The 22354-nt window shown below is 42.8% G+C and carries 22 protein-coding genes; 6 read left to right on the top strand and 16 right to left on the bottom strand.

What is annotated here, in order from left to right; genetic code table 11:
- Positions 1–2: 2 nt before the first annotated feature.
- The 11 genes from C9J01_RS02015 to C9J01_RS02065 all read right to left on the bottom strand — a co-directional run bounded on the left by C9J01_RS02015 (position 3) and on the right by C9J01_RS02065 (position 8939).
- Complete coding sequence (locus tag C9J01_RS02015; protein ID WP_107296432.1) at positions 3–1238, bottom strand: CpaE/TadZ family protein; 1236 nt, start codon at positions 1236–1238, stop codon at positions 3–5.
- 10 nt (positions 1239–1248) lie between these two features.
- Complete coding sequence (locus C9J01_RS02020) at positions 1249–1731, bottom strand: TadE/TadG family type IV pilus assembly protein (RefSeq protein WP_107296433.1); 483 nt, start codon at positions 1729–1731, stop codon at positions 1249–1251.
- A complete protein-coding gene (locus C9J01_RS02025; protein ID WP_107296434.1) occupies positions 1731–2177 on the bottom strand; it encodes a TadE/TadG family type IV pilus assembly protein in 447 nt (148 codons plus the stop codon). Before C9J01_RS02025 ends, C9J01_RS02020 begins: the two co-directional genes overlap by 1 nt.
- Positions 2174–3484, bottom strand: a complete 1311-nt coding sequence (locus C9J01_RS02030) for a pilus assembly protein TadG-related protein (RefSeq protein ID WP_107296435.1) — start codon at positions 3482–3484, stop codon at positions 2174–2176. Before C9J01_RS02030 ends, C9J01_RS02025 begins: the two co-directional genes overlap by 4 nt.
- Positions 3485–3515: 31 nt before the next feature.
- Positions 3516–3770: a hypothetical protein gene (locus C9J01_RS02035; protein WP_107296436.1), complete on the bottom strand. Its 255-nt coding sequence runs from the start codon at positions 3768–3770 to the stop codon at positions 3516–3518.
- Between the two features lie 10 nt (positions 3771–3780).
- The gene (locus tag C9J01_RS02040) at positions 3781–5250 is read right to left on the bottom strand and encodes a type II and III secretion system protein family protein (protein ID WP_107296437.1); all 1470 of its coding nucleotides are present in this window, start codon (positions 5248–5250) and stop codon (positions 3781–3783) included.
- A gap of 23 nt (positions 5251–5273) precedes the next feature.
- Positions 5274–6050 carry a Flp pilus assembly protein CpaB gene (cpaB, locus tag C9J01_RS02045; RefSeq protein ID WP_107296438.1) on the bottom strand — a complete coding sequence of 259 codons (777 nt, stop codon included), beginning with the start codon at positions 6048–6050 and terminating at the stop codon, positions 5274–5276.
- Positions 6043–7359: an AAA family ATPase gene (locus C9J01_RS02050; protein WP_107296439.1), complete on the bottom strand. Its 1317-nt coding sequence runs from the start codon at positions 7357–7359 to the stop codon at positions 6043–6045. The genes cpaB and C9J01_RS02050 overlap by 8 nt, the downstream gene beginning before the upstream one ends.
- A gap of 23 nt (positions 7360–7382) precedes the next feature.
- A complete protein-coding gene (locus C9J01_RS02055) occupies positions 7383–7889 on the bottom strand; it encodes an A24 family peptidase (RefSeq protein ID WP_107296440.1) in 507 nt (168 codons plus the stop codon).
- A 56-nt stretch (positions 7890–7945) separates the two neighbouring features.
- A complete protein-coding gene (locus C9J01_RS02060; RefSeq protein ID WP_107296441.1) occupies positions 7946–8128 on the bottom strand; it encodes a Flp family type IVb pilin in 183 nt (60 codons plus the stop codon).
- A 289-nt stretch (positions 8129–8417) separates the two neighbouring features.
- Positions 8418–8939: a DUF4136 domain-containing protein gene (locus tag C9J01_RS02065; protein WP_107296442.1), complete on the bottom strand. Its 522-nt coding sequence runs from the start codon at positions 8937–8939 to the stop codon at positions 8418–8420.
- 467 nt (positions 8940–9406) lie between these two features.
- Here C9J01_RS02065 and C9J01_RS02075 point away from each other — a divergent pair, with 467 nt between their 5' ends.
- From C9J01_RS02075 to C9J01_RS02090, 4 genes are all read left to right on the top strand, one after another.
- Positions 9407–9898 (top strand): hypothetical protein, encoded by a 492-nt coding sequence (locus C9J01_RS02075; RefSeq protein WP_107296444.1) that lies wholly within the window; start codon positions 9407–9409, stop codon positions 9896–9898.
- A gap of 78 nt (positions 9899–9976) precedes the next feature.
- On the top strand, positions 9977–10783 hold the full coding sequence (locus tag C9J01_RS02080) for a crotonase/enoyl-CoA hydratase family protein (protein WP_107296445.1): 807 nt from the start codon (positions 9977–9979) through the stop codon (positions 10781–10783).
- Between the two features lie 55 nt (positions 10784–10838).
- Positions 10839–11411 carry a rhomboid family intramembrane serine protease gene (locus C9J01_RS02085; RefSeq protein ID WP_237156840.1) on the top strand — a complete coding sequence of 191 codons (573 nt, stop codon included), beginning with the start codon at positions 10839–10841 and terminating at the stop codon, positions 11409–11411.
- The gene (locus C9J01_RS02090) at positions 11411–11749 is read left to right on the top strand and encodes a DUF1840 domain-containing protein (RefSeq protein WP_107296447.1); all 339 of its coding nucleotides are present in this window, start codon (positions 11411–11413) and stop codon (positions 11747–11749) included. The genes C9J01_RS02085 and C9J01_RS02090 overlap by 1 nt, the downstream gene beginning before the upstream one ends.
- 7 nt (positions 11750–11756) lie before the next feature.
- On the opposite strand, the gene C9J01_RS02095 is transcribed toward C9J01_RS02090, so the two are convergent.
- The 4 genes from C9J01_RS02095 to C9J01_RS02110 all read right to left on the bottom strand — a co-directional run bounded on the left by C9J01_RS02095 (position 11757) and on the right by C9J01_RS02110 (position 17261).
- A complete protein-coding gene (locus tag C9J01_RS02095) occupies positions 11757–12398 on the bottom strand; it encodes a DJ-1/PfpI family protein (protein WP_107296448.1) in 642 nt (213 codons plus the stop codon).
- 251 nt (positions 12399–12649) lie between these two features.
- Complete coding sequence (locus C9J01_RS02100; RefSeq protein WP_107296449.1) at positions 12650–14560, bottom strand: bifunctional metallophosphatase/5'-nucleotidase; 1911 nt, start codon at positions 14558–14560, stop codon at positions 12650–12652.
- 202 nt (positions 14561–14762) lie between these two features.
- Positions 14763–15887, bottom strand: coding sequence for an endonuclease/exonuclease/phosphatase family protein (locus C9J01_RS02105; RefSeq protein WP_201797777.1), 1125 nt, complete (start codon positions 15885–15887; stop codon positions 14763–14765).
- A 105-nt stretch (positions 15888–15992) separates the two neighbouring features.
- Positions 15993–17261, bottom strand: coding sequence for an O-acetylhomoserine aminocarboxypropyltransferase/cysteine synthase family protein (locus C9J01_RS02110; protein WP_107296450.1), 1269 nt, complete (start codon positions 17259–17261; stop codon positions 15993–15995).
- 298 nt (positions 17262–17559) lie between these two features.
- Between C9J01_RS02110 and C9J01_RS02115 the strand changes: the two genes are divergently transcribed.
- Together C9J01_RS02115 and C9J01_RS02120 are read left to right on the top strand one after the other, a co-directional pair.
- Positions 17560–19185 (top strand): peptide ABC transporter substrate-binding protein, encoded by a 1626-nt coding sequence (locus C9J01_RS02115; RefSeq protein ID WP_237156841.1) that lies wholly within the window; start codon positions 17560–17562, stop codon positions 19183–19185.
- Between the two features lie 244 nt (positions 19186–19429).
- On the top strand, positions 19430–21052 hold the full coding sequence (locus C9J01_RS02120; RefSeq protein ID WP_107296451.1) for a peptide ABC transporter substrate-binding protein: 1623 nt from the start codon (positions 19430–19432) through the stop codon (positions 21050–21052).
- Between the two features lie 147 nt (positions 21053–21199).
- On the opposite strand, the gene rodA is transcribed toward C9J01_RS02120, so the two are convergent.
- Complete coding sequence (rodA, locus tag C9J01_RS02125; protein WP_107296452.1) at positions 21200–22282, bottom strand: rod shape-determining protein RodA; 1083 nt, start codon at positions 22280–22282, stop codon at positions 21200–21202.
- Positions 22283–22354: the final 72 nt, after the last annotated feature.

Genomic DNA, 22354 nt, shown 5'->3' on the forward strand with positions numbered 1-22354 from the left:
AATTACCTCCTAAAGAAAGAGAACACTTTCTTGAATCCATTCTCTTCTACAGTATATTTGTTAGTTATAATTGAAGTTATTTCCTTTAAAGTTTTAACAATTGGTTTCTTTTCAAAGTGTGTTGCTAACAGTTCACCTAAGTTTGTCGAGGAACTAACAGAAATATAATCATTTGGAACTAGTATTATATCACTTATATGGAGTGATTTTTTTATCTCATCTGGATTTATATCAATATTTTTAGAATATCGATTAACAATAACCTTTATTTTTTCTTGATTAAATCCAAACAAATGTTTTAATTGTTTGATTAATATTGAAGCCTCTTTTATAGCAGGTATATTTTGCTGAATAACAATAAATACGTTGTCAGCATCTGCAACTGCAGGCAAAGTTTGTTTTTCCAAACCTCTTGAAAGATCTATAATTATATGCTCATGACTTCCTTTAAGTTTTGCTAAAAAATCACCAAATGCCTGTTCGTTTATATCATTAATTGAGTCATAAAGGTGATCAGAACGGTTGGGAATAAACCTTAGACCAGAGTCGTGTTTAGTAAGAATCCCAGAAATAGCAATTTCATCAAGAGTGTTAACTTGTTGTAATGCATCGCTTAGGATGTATTTTGGAATTAAAGATAGCAAACCAGATGATGAGCCAAATTGTGCATCAGGATCAATAAGGACAGTTAATTCACCATCTAAAGCTAGTATGTGTGAAATTGATGTAGCGATAATTGAAGCACCCATACCCCCTTTAGCATTGATGAATATACTGGTTTTTGCTTGTTTACGATTGATAGATTTTAATTCAGAACACTTGATAATAAGGTTGTCGAGTTCAGATTCATCAAAAGGTATAGATAATACGTCTTTAATTTCTAGCTTTAAAGCATTTCTAAGTATCTCTGTGTTTGTATCATCAGTGATAAGTAATATAGGAAGAGATTTTGATATTTTCTTTTTTAAATTGTTAGATATGTTAACCCAGTCACTTTTAGCATCAATAATGACTAAATCTGGCTTGACATAATTTGATTGATTCTTAAGTTTGTTACAGTAGTCTTCAAAGTTCAAAAACGTGAAATGTGCGTTAGACCACTGTTCAGAGTAATAACTTAGTGGGTCGATAAAAAGATCATCATCACTAATTGTCCATATGTTAATTGACGTGGCTAGTGGTTTTTTTTCATTGTATAGTGTTAAATCTTTTTCTGTTGTAATATGTGTCGTATTCATTTTCGCCTCCTCAGCAATCAGAGAATCCGGTTCTGGTTACGCCGAGGCTTTCTCTCGGTAAAATTGTCTTAAACTCTGGTGCAGTAAAAGTTATGTCAAATGTTGCAAGTGGTATCAATAAAGCAATTTGATAATTATTGATTTTTGACTCAACATACTTAATTTCATTAAAGTTTGCTTCATCAGTAAGATCACCAGAAATTATGGTCCCTGTACTATCTAAATATTCTACTGTAAGATTACTTGACGTGAAATTTGGTAGAGGAACGTCATTAATGATAGCGAGTATTTTCGTGTCAACCTGTTCAGAAGTAGAGACTTGACAAACAACGGACAATCTAGCTGCTCTTCTAGTTGTTTCGTTCAGCACATGCCATGTAAATAATAACCTGCCAAATTCTATGATAGAGAAAATTAAAACAAAGAAAAAAGACGCTATTATTGTAAATTCAACAAGTGTTGACCCTTTTTGTTTAAATGATTGTCTTAACATTACAATACCCTCATGGAATAACTGGATGTAAGGGTAAAATTCATATCAACATCATTGCCTGTTAAAAAACCAGGTATGACGCTTAAAAATGGTTGGTATGGATAATTTATTTCGACTTTTACATCATCACCTGTTAAAGATATATCTATATGACTTGATGTTAAATTTGAAATTAGTGGTGTGCCGCTACCATAAACAGAACCATACATGGCAATTTTTTTTGCACTATCAATATTTGTTTCAGATAATGTGTATGTTCCGCTTGTGCCTGATGCTTCACTGGTCAAATATCTTGCACTACTTCTTGCCGATTTTTCTAATTCTGTATACGTGTAGAATGCTCGACCTAGTTCAAGGATCGTAAAAAGTAAAAATAGAAATATTGGTAGGAGAATTGTAAATTCTACAATTGCTAACCCTTTTTCTCGGCGATAAGTAAACATCATGAATCTCCGCTGTCTGGGTCGTCAAAGAGAACAATACGATAGGGACCTGTTTCGTTTGGTTCATAACTTGGGTTACCACTATTATTTCTGCAGTTAGAAATAAATTCACCAACTATCCAAGAACCATTACCAGCACCACCATTCTTGCTATTATCTCCACTTTGTTCAGAAGTAACGCTTACCGGTTGAGTGAGGAAAAAACAACCAAAGCCCAGCATTTTTACTTCAGCTCGGCCATTGGCTTTAGTTATGATTTCGTCACAGTCAAGAATTGGTACAGTGAGAACTCTTCTGTAATAGCCTTTCTTTTGACAAGCTGATGACTCTAAACAGGCTTCATAGTTTTCATAACCATCGTAGTTAGTTTTATATTCACTATATGTCATGACATCATCATGTACAGGGCCTGTGATATAACTAGCTCCTTCATTGGTGTTTTCCATAACATAAACAGCATTGTCTCTTGAAAAGTCAGAGTACATATCCGGAAGGAACTCTGTTTTCTTGTAACCGTTAGGTTCAAGATCTTTGTCTGCTTCAGAAAATTCAAACCTTGTATCAAGAGCTAATGTCTTACCAACCATATTACCTGGTTCCGTAGTGATAGTATCGCTTGTTGACAAACAACTATCGTAACTACCTGCAAGCGCATCTCCATATGCATCAGCGCCATTATCACCTAATGAGACAGGCATAAAGTTACCTGCTCCAATGTCGGATGGGGTGCTCGAAGACGCTTTTAATACATGATGAGTACTCATGTCATAGCCACTAATATTTGTGTCACTGTGGTCAGGACCAGCGCAAATACTTAGTGGCACAATATTACATGAACTGCCCATACTAGAACTTGGCCCAGCAACAGCCGAAGCTCGGGTATTAAGGTCGATGTTCATAATTGAAACAAGAAAGTCCGGAATATCGACGTTTTCTATTCGTACTCTTACATATGTTGAACTTGTAGTCGCTGTGCTTGAATCAAATGGTAGGCTTTCAGAGAATTCAAAAGTTATAGTGGCAGAATCTAATGAAATGGCTTTAAACCCATCATAAGATAAATTATTGTTTATAGCATTGGTCCCTGCTGTGATTGCAGAAGCCTGATCGCCACCAAGATCAATAGTTTTAGCTGCTGTTAGAGCCGCAGAATCAGCAAGATTTTGTAATTTGCCTTTAGATAATATTAAGTTCCCAACATCTAAAGCCAAGGCTCCTGCTCCTATTAAGACAGCCATAGCCAGAGTTGAAAAGACAACGATAACGCCTTTTTGTTTTTGGGGAGACTTTCTTTTTTGATAAATATTCATAATGCTTTACCCCACTGAATAACTTGAGCTATCAGTTTCCAACACCCGAAATAATGTCTTTGTTTTTTAAGGCTTTTTGCTCAGAGCCACTGCTCTCTGTTTTAAAAGATTTACTGGCTTTTTTACCGCTGAAAGTCGGAGAACCTAATGGGACTTTACTTTCTGCAAGTGGATCGACAGTTTGTAAGCGAACCATCTGGTTCAGGCTTTGTCCTAACTTTACATCTTCGGCCACGACAGTAGGGCAGGATAAGCTAGCGCAAAAAATAATAATGACTTTATTCATAACTTTATCCTTATAAACTATGACCAAATTGACCTTCAGAGCCGGCACTTGGTGATAGTGTGACTGATGATGTTTGAGTTGCAGGTGTATAACTAGTTTGGTCTTTCGTGGCTTTCAGTTCACTCATTCGACCAAGCAGATAAAATTCCCAATCGTTAGGTTCTACAAAGCTGTCGGTTGGCAGGGTTAGATCTTGCTTGCGAACAGGCTTGGCTAGCCGTGGTGTGACTAAAATGACCAGTTCAGTTTCCCCTTTGCGGAAGGACTGGCTTCTGAAAAGTTGACCAAGCACTGGTAAATCACCCAAGCCTGGAAGTTTATCGACAACATCAGATACTGTTTCATTCAACAGTCCCGCTATACCAATAGTTTGGCCATTACCCAACTCGACAGTTGTTTTAGCGCTTCGTTTAGTGAGGGCAGGGACAAAAAATTGAGAGCCTGTGCCACTCGGGGATAGAGTAACAGCATTATTATTGGTGATTTCGCTTACCTCAATGTTCAAGGCAAGGTTAATGCTATCGGCTGAGGAGACAGTAGGAACAAACTGAAGCCCTACACCAAATTCCTTAAACTCGATAGTAATATTGTCATCATTTGGTACTGGAATAGGGAACTCACCACCAGATAGGAACTCGGCATTTTCACCGCTGAGTGCAGTCAGAGTAGGCTCAGCTAAGATTTTTGCCAAACCATTTGTTTTGGCGATACTAAAGGCGGCACTAAATAGTGTGCTATCACTAAGGTAGCTTGCAAACAAACCATTATCTTCGATGTTTAGCGGGTTCGTAATAATCTCTGTAATAATGTCTCCTGCATCGTTTACAGGAGGGACGGCAGGGATACTTGCTCCTCCATTTACAGTACCCCAAGTCCAGTTACTGTTATTACGAGCAAAGACAAAGTTAGAATCAAACTCTCTGATTAAAGAGCGCTGAACTTCTGCAACAGTCACTTCTAACATGATTTGATGGGATCCACCTACATTCATAAGATTTATGATACCGTGGTCGCTGCCTGTGAATGTGTTGGCAATTTCTTCCGCCATCGAAATTTTTTGGGCACTTGATACATCTCCGCTTAGCACAAGTTTGTCTTGGCTTGTGTAGACGGAGATTTTCTCCTGAGGCATAAACTCGTAGAGCTTGGCTTTAAGTGCATTTAAGTCGTGGGTGACTTCAACATCAAGTACTGTTATCAACCGACCTCTTGAATCCCAAACAATAACATTTGTTGTACCTAGTTCTTTGCCTAAGACATAGATTTTATTTGACCTTAAAATTAATATGTCTGCCACATTGGGATTGCCTATAGAAATTTTCTTTGCACTTCCTGGTATTTCAACCAATCGCGACTTATTCATAGGCACAGCTATAGATTGAGTTCTCGTCGCATAGCAGTTACTAGCCCAGAGTAAAGCAATGAATAGCCCAGCTATAAAGGTGATAGTTTTATTGTATTTTCTATTACTGCATTCCATACATATTGTCCCTGTCCATTCATTTATATGCGAACATTTACGCGACTGGTATTAGTGCCTTTGATAATGGTGACACTATCAGTGGTTCTTCGATATACTCGCGGCTTCTCTTCTGGGTCATTAGGATTGCGAAGTGATAGTTGAAGCTCACCCTTTGATTTCGCTGTAACTAGTGATTCAACTTGTTTAGGGGTAAGTTCCAAGGTAACCGCACGAACAATGATAGGCTTTGATTCATCGGTTCTTGCTGTTTGGTCAACAGCCAGTATCTTCACTTTTTTTAGTACAGTTTGAGCTCTCGATGTCTTACCTTGAGCGTAGATAACATCTACAAAATCACCGGGTAACAAGAAACCAGCCACGCCAATTACATCGTTTACTCGAATGGTCACGGCGCGCATTTTAGGAGAGATAAGAGCTGCCAATGTTGTTCCCTCCCCTGGAGAGACTAAACGCTCGGAGCGTAAAATATCACCAGAGAATATTTCATTTCGAGCAAGTTTACCTAAGACTTGAGAAGTGTGTTCGTAGCCAGTGTTAACAACAAGATCTTCTGGATAGTATTCTAATCTCAAGTGTTTTTCTTCGATGGGGGTACCGAGAGGAATGTTTTGTTGAGCGACGACACGAGCAACCCTGGGTTCCTCTTTGATTATTTCAATTCTCTCTGGCTCTACTTCTACTTGAACTGGGGCTAAAGACTCTTGTTTACTCTCTAGCCAGTCATTGGCCAAGAATAAAGCTCCGAAACCCATCGTTAGTGATGTTGAGAGCATCAGTATGACTTTACCTTTACTCATGGGAGCGTACCTCTTGTTCATCATTGACAAAATAGCAGTCCCAAACAGTTTGGATTAACTCAGGGGTAATAATGGGTTGCTGCTGATAAAAGCTAATTTGGTTGCTACACATTGCAACCAGATCACGGGGGTAACATGGAAGGAGCGGTACATTACATGGATCATGTAGCCTGTAGAAGACATAGTTTAGGGTATCGGAGTGCGATTTTAACCCATGTTTTTCACACTGCTCATGCCAAAGAGAACTGTAGTTTTCTTCAGATATAGGACCGAAATTAATTTTATAACCAATTCGTCTTAGGAATGCGTCATCAGCTAATTTAGCCGGGTGAATATTTGAAGAGAATACTAATACCTGCTCGAAAGGGATTTCAAAATGATCACCTGAACTTAATGATAAATAATCGATTTTCTCTTCTAGAGGAATGATCCAACGGTTCAAAATTGCATCAACAGAGACTTTTTGTCGGCCCAAATCATCAATTAATAAAATACCATTGTTTGCTTTCATTTGAAGTGGAGCACGATTGACTTTATGCGTTGCATCCTTTGTCACCTCCAACATATCAGCTGTAAGCTCACCACCAACGACCACTTCTGGCCTTTGGCATAAAACCAAACGGTTGTCGTATCCGCTGTTGAGTAACAAATTATCTTGCTGATTATTTACTGGGTTATGGATTATTGGATCAAAAACCTGAATGATCTGACTTCCAATGCTAACTGCATGTGGTATGAACACTGGGGTATCAAAAAGTCGGACTAGACGTCTTGAAACGTAGGTTTTACCTGTTCCAGGCAGGCCGTAAATGAATATCGCTCGGCCAGAGTTTAGAGCGGGCCCAACAGTTCCCACAATGTTTTCAGGTAGAATTAGATCATTTAATCCCTCACGTAAAATTTCAGGAGTGACTTTTATGTCTTTGGTTGTTTGGTTAAGAACTAGTTGGTTGTAATGTTCGATTGCAATAGGGGCAGGGCCAAGGTAGCCATCACGCTGAATTTCATGGTGGGCTAAGTTTCTTCCTTTTATTGTGAGCCCGTATCGGATGCTCGAATTGAATCGTCCGTCCGAACGAACCTCAACCAAAGCTTCGCTTTTTTGTTTCTGTAGAATTTGGTCGATTATATTACCTGGTAGACCGACTTGCTTAGAAAGGGTTATGACATCGGCATCTGTAGTTTGTGATAAATGTTTTAATACAAGGGTTTCAATTTGTCTAATGGGAACCCCTGTTTGTTCAATTGACTTGGGTTTGCGTGTCAACTCATCAATTGGGTTGCATTCTGTGGTCTGCAGCATTGACATGATATCTCCCCCAAAGTCTTTGCTTAGAATATGTAAAATTCACAAAAAACTGTTGCTAACAATATGGCACCCCCCATAGGGATAGCACCAGATGCAATAGTGTTAGTCTCTGGCTTTTGATAAACCCCGATTTGAAAGGATTGATACCACCGCTCAATCATTGGAAGCAATTCTCCATAACATTTCAGCCTGAAAACACATAGTAGTCCAGCGAATGCAATTGACGTTGATAAGAGTAGTATAAAGTTATGTGGGCCGAATATAATGCCAAGAGATGCCAGCAATTTGGCATCTCCCGCACCAAATAACCCTATTGAATAAAGTAATACACTAATGATTAAGCCAAACGCAAAACCGAAAAATGCTTGCGTTGGCTCTAGGCTAATAATAGGGTCGTGGTAAAAATAACCAGATAACATTTGAATTAACCCAATAATGATAATAGACAGAACGATGCTGTTAGATATTTTTTTGTAGCGTATATCATATAGAGCAGCGTAAAATACTAATATAATAATTGGGAGATTCATAGGAGTACCTAATAAGTTCAACTCATAATTTTTCTGATTATCTATTACCTCTATTATTAGGTATTACCCTTGACGTTTTCTTTTAGACCATTGATGGTATTGCCAACCTCGTTACCAAGACCACTAAATGCCCCTACCACTGCAGCAGCTACAAGAGCACCGGCTACTGCATATTCAACTGTCGTCAATCCTTCTTCATCATGATAAAAATCAACTAGGAACTGCTTCAATGACTTCATGGTGTTACTCCCTTGATACAAAAGTGATTGTCAAAATTTTGTCTTCCGACAATGTAAATTTAGTAAGCGGGTTCAGAAAATCAAAATATATTTGAACTTTTTTGTGGTGTTTTTTTTAACTAAGTGCTCTTTAATTTTAAGATGTTGTTTTTATTGGTATTCTATGTTTGTTTTAAATCTGACTTGTGTCTCATTTTTGAGCTAACAATATTTTTTTGTCATTTTGCCTTGTATTTTGGGCAGGTGTTGTCTATCAGCTTTTAATAGTTCTAATTACAAGGCGGGGAGGTTATTTTTGCGGTGGGTATTCTTTAAACATTTCATTGATTTGGGTGTCAATGAATGTTTTGCGGGAAGAGGGGGTCATTGTTTCAGTAAGTCTGCGTTGGGAGGTGGAACGCCATACGACACTATTTGTTTCGGTATCGATAAGCTCTACGATTATTTTACCGTATCGGTATTCTCTAATTTGGGTTGGAGTGGAATATGCAACGCCAACGCTTCTATGTCTATATCCAAATCCAAAAGATGTGCCGTAGGTTTGAAAATCACTTTGCTCTACTATTGAGTGTCTAACTAACAAGTCAGCATTATCATTTACACCGTTTAGCCCTTTTGTGTATAACTGCGTGGCAATAGCATCTTCAATCCTTTTCCCATCGAGGGTAGTAGCCTGTGTAGTAGAGAAAGTAGCAAACTCGTAAGTTTTGTAACTGCTATAGTTCACTGCACTATTAAAATCAGTCACTACGTCTTTAGTACAACCGATATTAATTAATATAAAAAATAATATTATTAACAGCTTAGTCATGCAGTTGCCTATAACTTTTAGATACAGGAGCGTCTGTAACCTCAAAACCTGTCTTGACTGACAATAAATCCGTCATTGAATTCGACAGAAATAGGAGACACATTTTTTAGCTTCTCTTGAATGTGTAAGCTATGCGGAAATTGACAATAAATCTCATATTCTTTATGCAATCCATTGTCTAGAAAAGCGTCCAATACCTCTGTGGTATCAGCGATTAACAGTCTTGAATGGGGTTCTAAGTACATATCTGACTCACATCACATTTTTGGCTTGTACATATTTAAGCATAGCTTAGCGAAGTGCTTTTGCTCATTGTGGAGACAGTGCTTGGGCTTTCATTAAATGTGATTAGAGGACAAGGCAAATCCTCACTATGCTTAATGGAGTTTTATAAAAGCGTAACCCACTGACACTAAACACCTCGTAAGCAATGCTGTCAGTGCTGTCGCCATGATTAAGGTGTAAATATGGGTAAAATAGGTTTGGCATTATTCAGCTGTGTTGTGGTGAGTGCCTGTACTAGCCAGCATTACTCGAAACCCGTTATTGATGAAAGCAAAGATATTGCCAGCTTGTCAGCACAGTATGTGAATGCAACACGGGGCGGCGGCTGGGACTTTACTTCGTTGTTCCCTGGCAAGGTTTATCACCCCCGCGATGGTTATATTCATTACAATCGTCTCTGGTGTTTGGATCAAGGAAAAGGGTCGATAGAGGAATTCCAGAGTTTTATTGCTGATGTCTGTGATAGCAAGGGCGGGGAGATGGATACTGATTGGTGTATCTCTGGCAGCCATTCTTACCCCTTGTTCAGAGCCACTATTGAGGCGACAGGCACAACCTGCACTGGTGGTGATGTGGCTGCTAACGTTGAAACCATCGAGCCTATATCTTCTTCAACTTCCTCTGAGTGGCGGCTATATGCAGAAAAAAAAGGATTTGAACCGCCACAAAGATGAATAACCGATGCGGTGCTTTGTTGAATTTGTGTTAATGTTCATGGTGTAACTGGACAGACCAGAAGGGAGAAGACACTTATGTCATGGACCAGGTTGCTTGTAGAAGAAGATGATGGCGTAGTGACAGTCACACTGAACAGGCCGGATAAATGTAATGCGCTGGATATGCCTTTGTTCAGAGAATTAGACAAGGTCAGTAGTGATTTACGCAAACGCAAAGATGTTCGAGCTGTCATTGTTCGGGGTGCAGGAGGAAACTTCAGTAGTGGCCTCGACGTCAAAAGTGTTGTCACATCACGCTCTAATGCACTTTCGCTGCTGGCAAAATGGTTGCCTGGCAACGCTAATATGGCACAGCGTGTTTCACGCAACTGGCGGAAAATTCCTTGCCCAGTAATCGCTGTGATTGAAGGAAAGTGCTGGGGCGGGGGAATGCAAATTGTGCTTGGGGCTGATTTTCGTATCGTATCGCCAGATGCCGAAATGTCTATTATGGAAATCCGCTGGGGGTTGATGCCTGATATGGCGGGCTTGATGTCGCTGCGAGAGGTGGTACCGAGAGATACTGCAATGAGGCTGACAATGACGGGTGAGATTTTGCAGGCTGAAGAAGCAAATGCATTGAACTTGGTTAGCGAAGTGGCAGAAGATCCAATGTGCCGGGCACAGGCTTTGTGCCAATCGATAAGCAAAGGCTCTCCAGATGCTATTGCCGCGATCAAATTAACAATGAACCGATGCTGGCATAGCTCAGATCGTCGCTTGCTAGCCACTGAGACGATGAATCAAATACGCTTGATACTTGGTAAGAATTTTTACATTGCTGGTAAGCGACAACGTAAGAAAGTTGATATAGATTACAAACCTAGGCAGTCATTTTGGTAGAAAGTCGATTATGGGTGATGATTGTACATAAGGTTATGTATTTTAATGGTTGCTGATGATGAAGCTGGATCAGAAAGATAAAGACTCCCTAAAGTTCATTGCGACAATTGTAGTGCTGATTACAGTCGTTCATGTCGTCAATGTATTTACTGTCGGCTATCTTTCTGACTTTGGCCTGTTACCACGTCACTTCTCTGGCTTTATCGGTATTATTGCCTACCCATTCCTACATGGCTCTTGGGGCCACCTGATCAGTAACATCCTGTCCTTTTCTGTTTTGGCTTTTTTATTGTCCCGAACGGGTTTAGCTCGGCTTATCGCCGTTTTTATGATGAGCTGGCTAGGCAGTGGGTTAGGCGTCTGGTTATTCGGTCGTATGCATTATCATATAGGTCTTAGCGGTATCATTTATGGCCTTTGGGCTTATCTATTGGTTTACGCCATTATGTACCGCAGTGTGAAGTCTATAGCGATTGCCGTTTTGGTTATGTTTTTCTATGGTTCGATGATCTGGGGCTTTTTGCCAACCCAGGAGTGGATCAGTTACGAAAGCCATTTTTTCGGGGCCATATCTGGTGGAGTTGCCGGTTATTTCTATGCCCGTAGAGATAAGAGAAGGAGTGAGTAATGCTAGTCACATTCAAATGTAAGCGACATGCCAATGTCGTCATGTTCGGCGATGTTGCGAAACAACTTCTCAAGTTTATGGGGCATTGTGAAAATATTCCTGGCGCTATTGACCCACAGGATATCGATGATGCGCTTGTAAGGCTGACAGCGCAAATAGAGAAGCTGCGCCAATTAGAGATGCAGGCAGAAGATCAAGATGCGGTAGACGTTGACGATGTCGCCGATTTGGATATGGAACCTGTTGTCAGTCTCCATACCCGGGCCACTCCGCTGATTGAAATGCTTCAGGCAGCCAAACAGGCTGATTGCCATGTTATGTGGGAGGAGGGTTGTTAAGGGTGTTTTACTCGACAATATGAAGCGGGGCGAAAGGATCATCATCAGGATCGTGGATCCAGAGGTATTCCATTTTTATCGCTAGTTTTCTTGCGGCCTCTTCATTAATGAACTCGGCTATGACGGTGAGGATCATGTCCAAACAAGCGGTGTTACCTGATGAGGTAAAAATGCGTCTGTCTTTGGTCCATCTAGCTACTGGGTTCCAATTTACGTTCTGACCAAATTTCGTAGCCCAATGATAATGCTGCTTATTGGTTGTTGCTAAACGCTCTTCCAATAATCCTGCCTGAGCCAACAAAACGGCCCCTAAGCATGACGAACAGATAAGCGTCTCGTGGCGATTTTGTTTTGCTAGCCAATTGATAAGGTTACTATTTTGGGCTGCTGCTTCGACACCGTATCCGCCAGGGACAAATAGAATGTCATAGGCCATTAATGTTTGATAACTCAAATCAGTATTCAAGGTGATACCTTGTTGACTAGGTACAACTTCACCGCCCTCGGACACCAACAGAATTTCGAACTTTTCAGGCAGGGCATGAAAAAGTGAAATGGCTGACGAAACCTGAAGTAAGTCGAACCCTTCAAATAAAAGGATTGCAATTGTATAGCTTGATGGAACGGCAGGTTGCTGATGTTCGGACATAAAGTTATGCGTTATATTTGTTGATTAATGAAAGCTTAGCTTCGCGATTGACCAAATGGGATCGCAAGATTGCGCCAAGCTTTTGCTGCCCAAATTTCATTAAAGGCAACCACCTATAAATTATATATACAAGTAAAGGAAACTAGGCAACTTTTGAGCAGCAACATGATTTTGCTTACAAATAAGCCCCTCGAGAGAGGGGCTTATGCTATGCATGAAAATTATGTCTTATCTGTGCATCGATGATGCTGTCAAACATCATTTAAAGCTTGGGCAATCACGATGTTACGTTTAATCTCTGTAGTCATATGCTCAGAGACATCACCTTGTAGCAATTTCTGCTGGTCTGTGATGAATGCCTTCGCTTCTTTCGGTGAATTGAACATTAGATCTTTGACATTAATCGATGCGACGTTGGTATAGCGACCATCTTCACTCGTCGGAACGGAAATCTTACCTTCATTGATCAGGCTTTTGATGATTTCCCGTTGCTTTTCATAGCCTTCTAGCCCTGACAACTTCCAACGTTTCATAGGTTTGCCTTCGTATTTGCCATGTTTGACTTCAGTCAGGTAACGAATAGCTAGGTTACGAATGGTACCTTCTTCTTCGCCATATTCAGCTTCAGTATCGAAAAGTACAGGGAAAGACTGGCCTTCCAATACACCGCCTGCTTTGGTCAGGTGCCCCATACGATAACTGTTCATACCCAGGCGAATAGGGGTGGTGTCTGTAACCTGAGTGCCATCAGCAAATTGAAGATCAGTAATGCGTTGGCCCTGTGGCTTGGTAAGGTCGATGGTGTAAGTTACACCAGCAAAGAAGTCGTTGGTTGAGTATTTCGACGCACGGCGTTCTGGGTTGAAGCTATAAGTTACATCGCCTGGTGTTACGCTGTTAAAGTAACCAGCTGACCATTCCATGTAAGTCTTAAGCTCTTTGCCTGTCATTTCATAAACAGTGATCTCACCACCGGCATACTGGTAGTTGTAGGCGATGTCTTTGACTTTGATCTGACCAACGTTCAACTCGGCTTTGTCGTTATCGATCTGTAGGGCGATGACGTTGGCCTTTGGTGCATAGTACATGCTGGCTTCTTGGAATAGGGTACTGATACCCGTGTCTTGGATATGTACCTGCGGGATCCCTCTGATCTCATTCTGTGGAACAAGATCAACGCCTGTAAGATCAGCAATTACCCGGTTGGCTTGCTCACGCAACCTTTTGTGGTAAGGCGAGTACAGCTCGTCCATTTTCTCATCAGAGTCGATGCCGTTAATTTTGTAGGTGAAGCTATCTTTGTTGACCAAGGTGTATTGGCCATTTTTCTCTTCGAACTGCAGGTCGATTCGTGAAAGGGCACGGCCATATTTATCTGGCTCGGTGATAATCACACCATTGACAACCGCTTTGTCGATGCGGGTGTGCATATGGCCTGCAACAATGGCATCGAGCTCTGGGTTGTCGTTGGCGATATCGGTGACACCGGTCGCTTCGATGTTGTTTTCGTTATCCAGGCCCATATGGGCAACAAGCACGATAGCATCAACCTGATCGTCAATTTGTTTGATGACTTTCTTCACTTCCAAAGAAGGGTTGGTGAATGTCATGCCTTCGAGTCGGTTAGTCCCTTCGGCGAACACCTGAGTCATTGGCGTATCCATACCGATCACACCAATTTTGATGCCTTGTCGCTCGATAATAGTATGGGCGGGCAAGAAGATGTTGCCATCGGCTCGCTTGATGTTGCCGGCCAGTGAAGTACCTTTGAACTGGGTGAGAGAGCGGTTGAGGACTTTAAGGCCAAAGTCGAACTCATGGTTACCCAATACCCAGACATCGTAGTCCATTTCATTGAACCCCAGCATCATTGGGTCAACCGGTTCGTCCTTGAATGTTTCGACGAAGTTCCCTTGAATGGTATCGCCGGCATCGACCAAAATAACATTGTCAGATTGACCGCGGACTTCCTTCACTTTGGTAGCAATTTGGCTAAGGCTTCCTCGGGTGTTGGCCTTGTCACTGGCATAGTCCCATGCCATGAAGTGTCCGTGAATGTCTGAAGTCCCTAAGATTGTAACGTCTACAATATCGCCATCAGCAGCAAAGGCGTGACCGCTAAGGGCGAGAAGAATGGTCGAGGCTAAAAAATTTTTTTTCATGTTAACTTATGATTTTTATGAATAAAGTGGCGTAATACTAAAGGTTTATCGCTTTCGTTTTTGCAGTATTGATCACTTTATTGCTTGTTGATTGTATTTGTTTGCATGCCATTGTGAGGAGTGTCTTACATTCCGCTGCGCCATTGAACAAAGTGACGGGGATTGAACCAGCAGTAGAATTGTCGTGCTTATGACCGATGAATTACTGACGAACGCGAAGTGAAATCATGACGACGGCATGGTCAGTACTGTGGCTGTCTATGTCGTAGGAAGGGTTGGTTAGGTGCCTATCGTAAAGGTGGTAATCGTAAACCTCTGCCAGGCTTTCGTTGAAGCTCGGGTCAAATTCACCACTTAGCAGGATATAGTCAAGCACCATCCCTTTGGTGCCATAGTAAAAGGTATACGGGGCAGGGTGTTTGGTAGGTATTTGAACCTTGTCTTGGTCGGAGCCATCAAGCAAAACAGTAGCTTCTGGTTTATTGATATTTCGATGGCAAAGACTCTGCTGGAACAATGACCAGCTTTGCTGCAAACGGAAGCGTTGAGCAATGGTACTTGTCAATAAATCGCTTTTCACACGGCCACCATCTGCAAGCAAGTGATGCAACACACTGGTTTCTAGCTCGTCATTGAAATCCCCCATCAGAATGACAGGATGACCTGAATCTATTTTGCGTGACCAAATTGCGTTGATAAGCTGAGCGGCTTCAGCGCTTCTTTGCTGGGTCGAAGCCCATTGGCCAAGGATTTCAGCACGTAAACTATTGGCTGCTTTTACTTCTAAAGACGTCGTATCGGTTTCGATTGGGCTAAAACCCTCATCGGTTACCGATCTTTTGGACTTAAAATGAACGACATAGAAATCACAAGTGCCAACCTGAGGAAGTTGGACCGTCGCCCTGAGCGGTTTACGGCTAAACCGGAAATGATTATTTATTCCGAGCGGGGCATTCAGGTCAGCATTTGATGTGACTGCAGCGAAATCCGTGATGGGGAAACGTGATGCTATGGCGACTACTGGGCTGTCATAGATAAAGTCGTCAACGACGTTTGGTTCATCGATTACGGCAAAATACGGGTAGCCTGCTGCCTCGGTAAGTTGCTTCAAAGATTGGGCAGAAAAGACTTCTTGAAAACCAATAACATCAGGTTGTTGTTGCTCGAGGTAATTGCGGATCCAAGCCTGCTTTTTATCCCATTGCTGCTGAGAATAGATATTTTCAAAGTCATAAAAAGCGTCAGGTGGCGCGAGGTAATTACATAAATTGAAGGTTGCTACCTTTATGTTCTCTGGTGTGTGAGAGCTATTGGCTGAATTGGGCAAACTGCTATCCAAATACTCAATGATCCTGTTATTAGGATAGGGCTAAACATACAAAAACAAAACGAAAATTGTTGTTTAGCCCTGATTCAACTGAGTAGTTGAACGCTATGCGTTCAATGCTTGTTCCAAATCTTCGATAATATCGTCGATGTGCTCGATACCGACAGACAGGCGGATCATTTCCGGACTGACACCTGCTTGGGCCTGTTCACTCTCACTAAGTTGGCGGTGAGTAGTCGAAGCCGGGTGACAAGCTAGTGATTTCGCATCACCAATATTAACCAAGCGCTTGAAGATTCTCAGCGCATCGTAGAATCGAACACCAGCATCGTAGCCATCTTTCAAACCAAAGGAGAGGATTGCCGATGGTTTACCTTTCATGTACTTCTCAGCCAGTGGGTAATATGGCGAGTCAGATAGACCGGCATAACTCACCCAGCTTACTTTCTCGTGTTGCTTTAGGTACTCAGCAACTTTAAGCGCATTTTCAGTGTGGCGTTCCATGCGTAGGGGGAGAGTTTCCAGTCCTTGCAATAGCATAAAGGCGTTCATCGGCGAAAGCGCCGAGCCGGTATTGCGAAGGGGAACAGTACGAGCGCGGCCTATAAATGCCGCTTCACCGAAGGCTTCGGTATAGACCACGCCGTGGTAAGAAGCTTCTGGCTGATTGAGTACCGGGAAGCGGTCTTTGAATTTAGCCCAAGGGAATTTTCCTGAGTCGATAATCATACCGCCCAAGGTAGTGCCATGGCCGCCTACATACTTGGTTAGGGAATGGACCACGATATCTACGCCAAACTCGATGGGTTTGCACAGTGCAGGCGTCGCAACAGTGTTGTCGACAATAACGGGTACGCCTTGCTGGTGGGCAAGCTCAGCTATTTTTTCCAAATCGATAATATTGCCAGCAGGGTTACCGATACTTTCGCAGTAAACCGCTTTGGTCTTCTCGTCGATAAGTGCAGCAAGGCTCTCGGGTTTGTCATCTGGGGCGAAACGAACTTCTATCCCTTGTTTTGGCAGCATATGGGCAAACAGGGTGTAGGTTCCACCATAAAGCTGCGGGGTAGAAATAATATTATCGCCCGCTTCGGCAAGGGTCTGGACAGCATAGTTGATAGCGGCACTCCCTGCGCTGACAGCAAGTCCAGCAATACCGCCTTCGAGTGCGGCCATGCGTTTTTCAAGCACATCATTGGTCGGGTTCATGATACGGGTATAGATGTTGCCCGGTACTTCCAGGTTGAATAGATCGGCACCGTGCTGGGCATCGTCAAATTCGTACGCCACAGTCTGGTAAATAGGAGTCGCTACAGATTTGGTCGTCGGGCAAGTCTCATAGCCGCAATGTATCGAGAGCGTTTCGTCTTTCATATCGTTTTTTCTTCCTTGATTAATGGCAGAGCAGCCAAAAGTATGGCAAACGTACATTTACTATACAGTGAAGCCATGCATTAGAGGAGCAAAAAACGGCGAAAAGTATTCCATCCTTCAATTAATAAAATTAACTATGCGGTGGTTCATTGTTTTGTTTATTTTTGCCCAAAAAGTCAAATGCATCGCAAAAATAGATGATCGCCAATCATTTGTGTTGCAATGGTGGTGGTGTGAAGTTAATTGTTATGCACTCTGTTGAGTTAATGATAAATACAATAACGTCATAGGTTTGATTTTGAAAAAGCAACTTATCTCTGCTGTGATCAGCACAGCTTTCCTTACATCATCTCCTGCTCTTCATGCAGCATTAATCCCATCTGGTACACAATTAGCCGAGCAGCAACACATGGTTCGGGCAAATGGCGCCGAGCCAGCCACGGTTGACCCTGGATTTGTGCAATCGAATACCCCGGGGGATGTGATTATCAATGATCTGTTCGAAGGTTTAGTGATTGAAGACAGTGAAGGCCGTGAGATACCAGGGCAGGCAAGGGCGTGGAAAGTATCCGAAGATGGAAAGACCATTACTTTCTTTCTCAAAGAAGGATTGAACTGGTCCGACGGTACTGCCTTGACTGCTGAAGACTTTGTTTATGCCTGGCAGCGGGCAGTCAATCCAGCAACAGGCAATGTTACGGGCTTTAACCTTGAGACAGCGAACGTAGTCAACGCTGCAGAAATTATTGCCGGTAATGTGCCTGTTAATGAACTGGGTGTTAAGGCATTGGATCCACTAACATTCGAAGTGCGTCTTAATAAACCGACTTCCTATTTTATCAGCATGATGAGTATCAAGACGTTTTTCCCAGTGCCGAAAGCCACAGTGGAAAAATATGGTGATAGCTGGACCCGCCCGGAGCATTTTGTTTCCAATGGTGCTTATACTCTCCAGCAATGGGTACCTAATGAAAAAGTGGATGTTATTCGAAACCAACAATACTGGGATAACGACAATACTGTCATTGAAAAGGTTACCTACCTTGCACTGGCCTCACCCAATGCTGAATATATCCGCTATCAGGCTGGCGAAATTCATATGACCAACAATGTCCAGCTTGAGTATTACCAGAAATTGATGAAGGAAAGTCCTGAGCAGATTCAGGGCTTGCGGACCTTGGGTTCTTACATTTATTCATTTAATACTGAAGTCGCTCCTTTTGATAACCCAGACGTTAGAAGGGCGCTGAGTATGGTGATTGATCGTGAATTGTTGGTCGAGAGAATTATTGGTCAGGGAGAGCCCTCTGCTTATGGTGTCGTCCCGGATCTGATTGCTGAGTATGAAGGAGCTGTTGCACAGTTCAAAGGTGTCGATAGCAAGCAGAAAATAGAGCAGGCGAAGGCATTGCTGGCAAGTGCCGACTATGGGCCAGATAAGCCCTTAACCGTCCGGTTGATTTACAACACCAGTGAGAGCCATAAGAAAATAGCCTTGGTTATCGCGGCAATGTGGAAGCCACTAGGCGTAAAGGTTGAGCTTGAGAATATGGAGTGGAATGCTTACCTTGCTGCCAAAACAACCGGTGATTATAGTGTTGCTCGCTCATATGCCTTTGCGGATTTTGCCGAACCTTACGCAATGTTGGCACGATTCCAATGCGGCCACAGTAACAATGAAACAGGATACTGCGATAGCCGTTTTGATGATTTATTGAAAAGGGCAGGTGAGGCTAGCAGCCAAGCCGAACGATATCAGTTGTACCATCAGGCAGAAGTACTTCTTAATGAGGCTTCACCTGTGATTCCTCTTTATCATTACAGCCATACACGTTTGGTTAAACCCGAGCTTAAAGGCTTCCCAGATAGCAACCCGAAGGGGAATATTTACGCGAAGGACCTGTTCTTCGTCGAGAAATCCTAGCGATGACATATGCGCGGTTTCGTGCCGCACATCATTTCTGATTTTTGTGGTAATGCAGATAGCTATGCTGTTCTGAGCTGAGTTTTCAGTGTTGTTATCCATAATTACTTATTTACTAAAATAAAAACTCCAAGTTATGATTTACGTGGGATTGCTTATTGATTTGTAGAACAATATAGCGTTCTATTTATAGGTCATTCTGACAACAGGAAGTAACACGTAATATTCGAAAAAGGACTTTGTAGTGAAGAAGTACGTTCTCTCCGCAGCTATCAGTGCTGCACTTGCTCTCCCTTCATTTAATTTGATTGCCGCTGATGTCCCTGCAGGCGTTGAACTGGCAAATAGCCAGCATTTGGTTCGGGCCAATGGTGCTGAACCTGATACTGTCGATCCCGGCTTTGTTGGCTCTGGCAGCCCAGGTGATGTGATCGTCAATGATCTTTTCGAGGGCTTGGTGATCGAGAATCTAGCAGGCGAAACTATCCCCGGACAGGCACAATCTTGGTCAGTATCTGAAGACGGTAAAACCGTAACCTTCGTTTTGCGAGATGGCCTGAAATGGTCGGACGGATCGCCACTAACGGCGAATGATTTTGTCTACGCTTGGCAGCGCGCGATAGATAGCAAAACCGGTAACAGCACAGGTTTTAACTTCCAGACAGCGAATATCGTCAATGCGGATGAAATTGTCGCTGGCGACAAGCCTTCTTCTGAACTGGGAGTGAAGGCTCCTGACCAGAAAACCCTTGTGGTATCACTGACCCGCCCGACGCCGTATTTCATCAGTATGATGAGTATCAAAACGTTTTTCCCGGTGCCGCAGTCAACAGTTGAAAAATATGGCGACAAATGGACCCGTGCCGAGCACTTTGTTTCCAATGGTGCCTACAAGCTCAAACAATGGGTACCGAATGAAAAAGTGGATGTCGTTCGAAACGAGCAATACCGTGATAATGACAGCACCGTGATTAATGCGGTGACCTACCTTGCGCTTTCGTCGCAGAATGCTGAGCTAACCCGGTATCAAGCTGGTGAAATCCACATGACCAATAGGGTGCAGCTGGAGTATTACCAAAAGCTTATCAAAGAAAGCCCTGAGCAAATTCAAGCACTTCGGCTACTGGGCTCGTACGTCTACGCATTCAATACCCGCGTTGCACCTTTCGACAATGCTGATGTGCGCAGGGCGCTGAGTATGGTTATCGATCGTGAAATACTGGTCGATAAAGTGACCGGGCAAGGTGAACCTGCTGCATATTCTGTCGTACCGGATATTATTGCTGGCTATGAAGGTGCGGTACCTTCATTCAAGAGCACAGTAAGTAAAGAGCGCCTTAAAGAAGCTAAAGCTATATTGGCTGAGGCTGGCTATGGTCCAAGCAAGCCGCTGACAATCAAGTTGACGTATAACACCAGTGAGAATCACAAGAAAATTGCTTTGGCTATTGCATCGATGTGGAAGCCACTGGGTGTTAATGTCCAGCTGAACAACATGGAGTGGAACGCGTACTTATCGGCTAAAACAGCCGGTGATTTTACTGTCGCCCGCTCTTATGCCTTCGGGGATTTCGCCGAGCCTTCATCGGTATTGGGCAGTTTCCAATGTGGTCATGTCAGTAACGAGACGGGATTTTGTGATAGCAAGTTTGATGACCTGCTTGCCAAGGCGGCATCGGCTTCGGAGCAAAGCGAGCGCTATGACCTGTACCATCAGGCGGAAGCTATCTTGAACGATGCCGCACCAGTGATCCCGCTTTATCACTATAACCACACCCGTTTGGTCAAAGCGGATTTGAAAGGCTTCCCAGTCAACAATCCGAAGGGGAATATTTACGCCAAGGATATGTTTTTTGTAAGTAAGTAGGTCTAAGAACCGATTAATTTAGAGAGCAGTAGGGTTAAGTTTCAAAACCTACCCGCCAGGGATGGCGGGTCGGAGCTACATGGATGTATTTATGCGTTTTTGAAACTTGAGCCTACTGGTCTCACAGTTAGATGTTGACTCTAAAAGTTATTTACTTTTGTAAGGCTTATACAAACACAACGACATGATGATACCAAAGCAAACCCCTTGGGTGATCATTGCGGTACCGCCGTAGCTGAAGAAGGGTAGCGGGCTTCCCATTACTGGCAATACGCCACTTACCATCCCCATGTTGATAAATGCATAGAGAAAGAAGCTTAATGATAACGCGCCGCTGACCAACCGGTTGAACGGCGATTCACACTGGCAGGCTAGCCAAATCACACGTCCGGTAATGAACAGGTACAAACCGAGTAGAATCAGGCTACCAATAAAGCCCCATTCTTCGGCATAGGTCGAGAAAATAAAGTCAGTATGACTTTCCGGGATGAAACCCAGATGCCCTTGCGTTGCATTAGTCCACCCTTTGCCTTTGATCCCTCCTGAGCCGATGGCAATCAGAGATTGGATGATCTGATAACCGGCACCAAGCGGATCTGATTCTGGATCAAGAAATTGGGTGACTCGCTTTTTCTGATATGCCTCCATCACGAAGAACCACAATAGTGGGGCTGCCGTGGCAATACCGCCGAGGAATGAACCAATGATTTTCCAGCTCATACCGGCAAAATACAGCACAAATAGCGCATAGATAATGGTAAAGATGGCTCCATCAAGGTCGGGCTGAATAAATATAAGGCCTGCCGGTATCCCGGTTACCAGCAAACAGAGACCAATTTTTTTCAGATCAGGCCGACCAGCATCAACGACCAAAAGCCAAGCTACCATCATAGGAATGGCAACTTTAACGAGTTCTGAAGGTTGGAAGCGTATAGGGCCGATGGCAAGCCAACGCTGAGAACCATTGGTGCTATCGCCCATCACGATAACACCCAGCAGTAACACAATTGCCAAACCATAAAGGTAGGGGGCGGCATGTTGGTACTTGATTGGTGGAATAGCCGACATTACTACCAGGCAGCACAGAGCCACTACGGCACGAACAAGGTGCCTTTCGAGCATAGGCTCACTAAATCCGCTGGCACTCCATACGGTGAGGGAGCCAAGTAACATCAGCAGGCTGATAGCAATCAACAAGGGGTAATCAATTCTGGGTCTGTAGTTAAGCATAATTTATTGAATCGTAAGCAATAGCAATCTGCGTAATGGCATCCATTACGCACGTTAGCCCTTAGGGCAAAA

It is taken from the genome of Photobacterium rosenbergii (assembly GCF_003026455.1).
GTDB lineage: Bacteria > Pseudomonadota > Gammaproteobacteria > Enterobacterales > Vibrionaceae > Photobacterium > Photobacterium rosenbergii.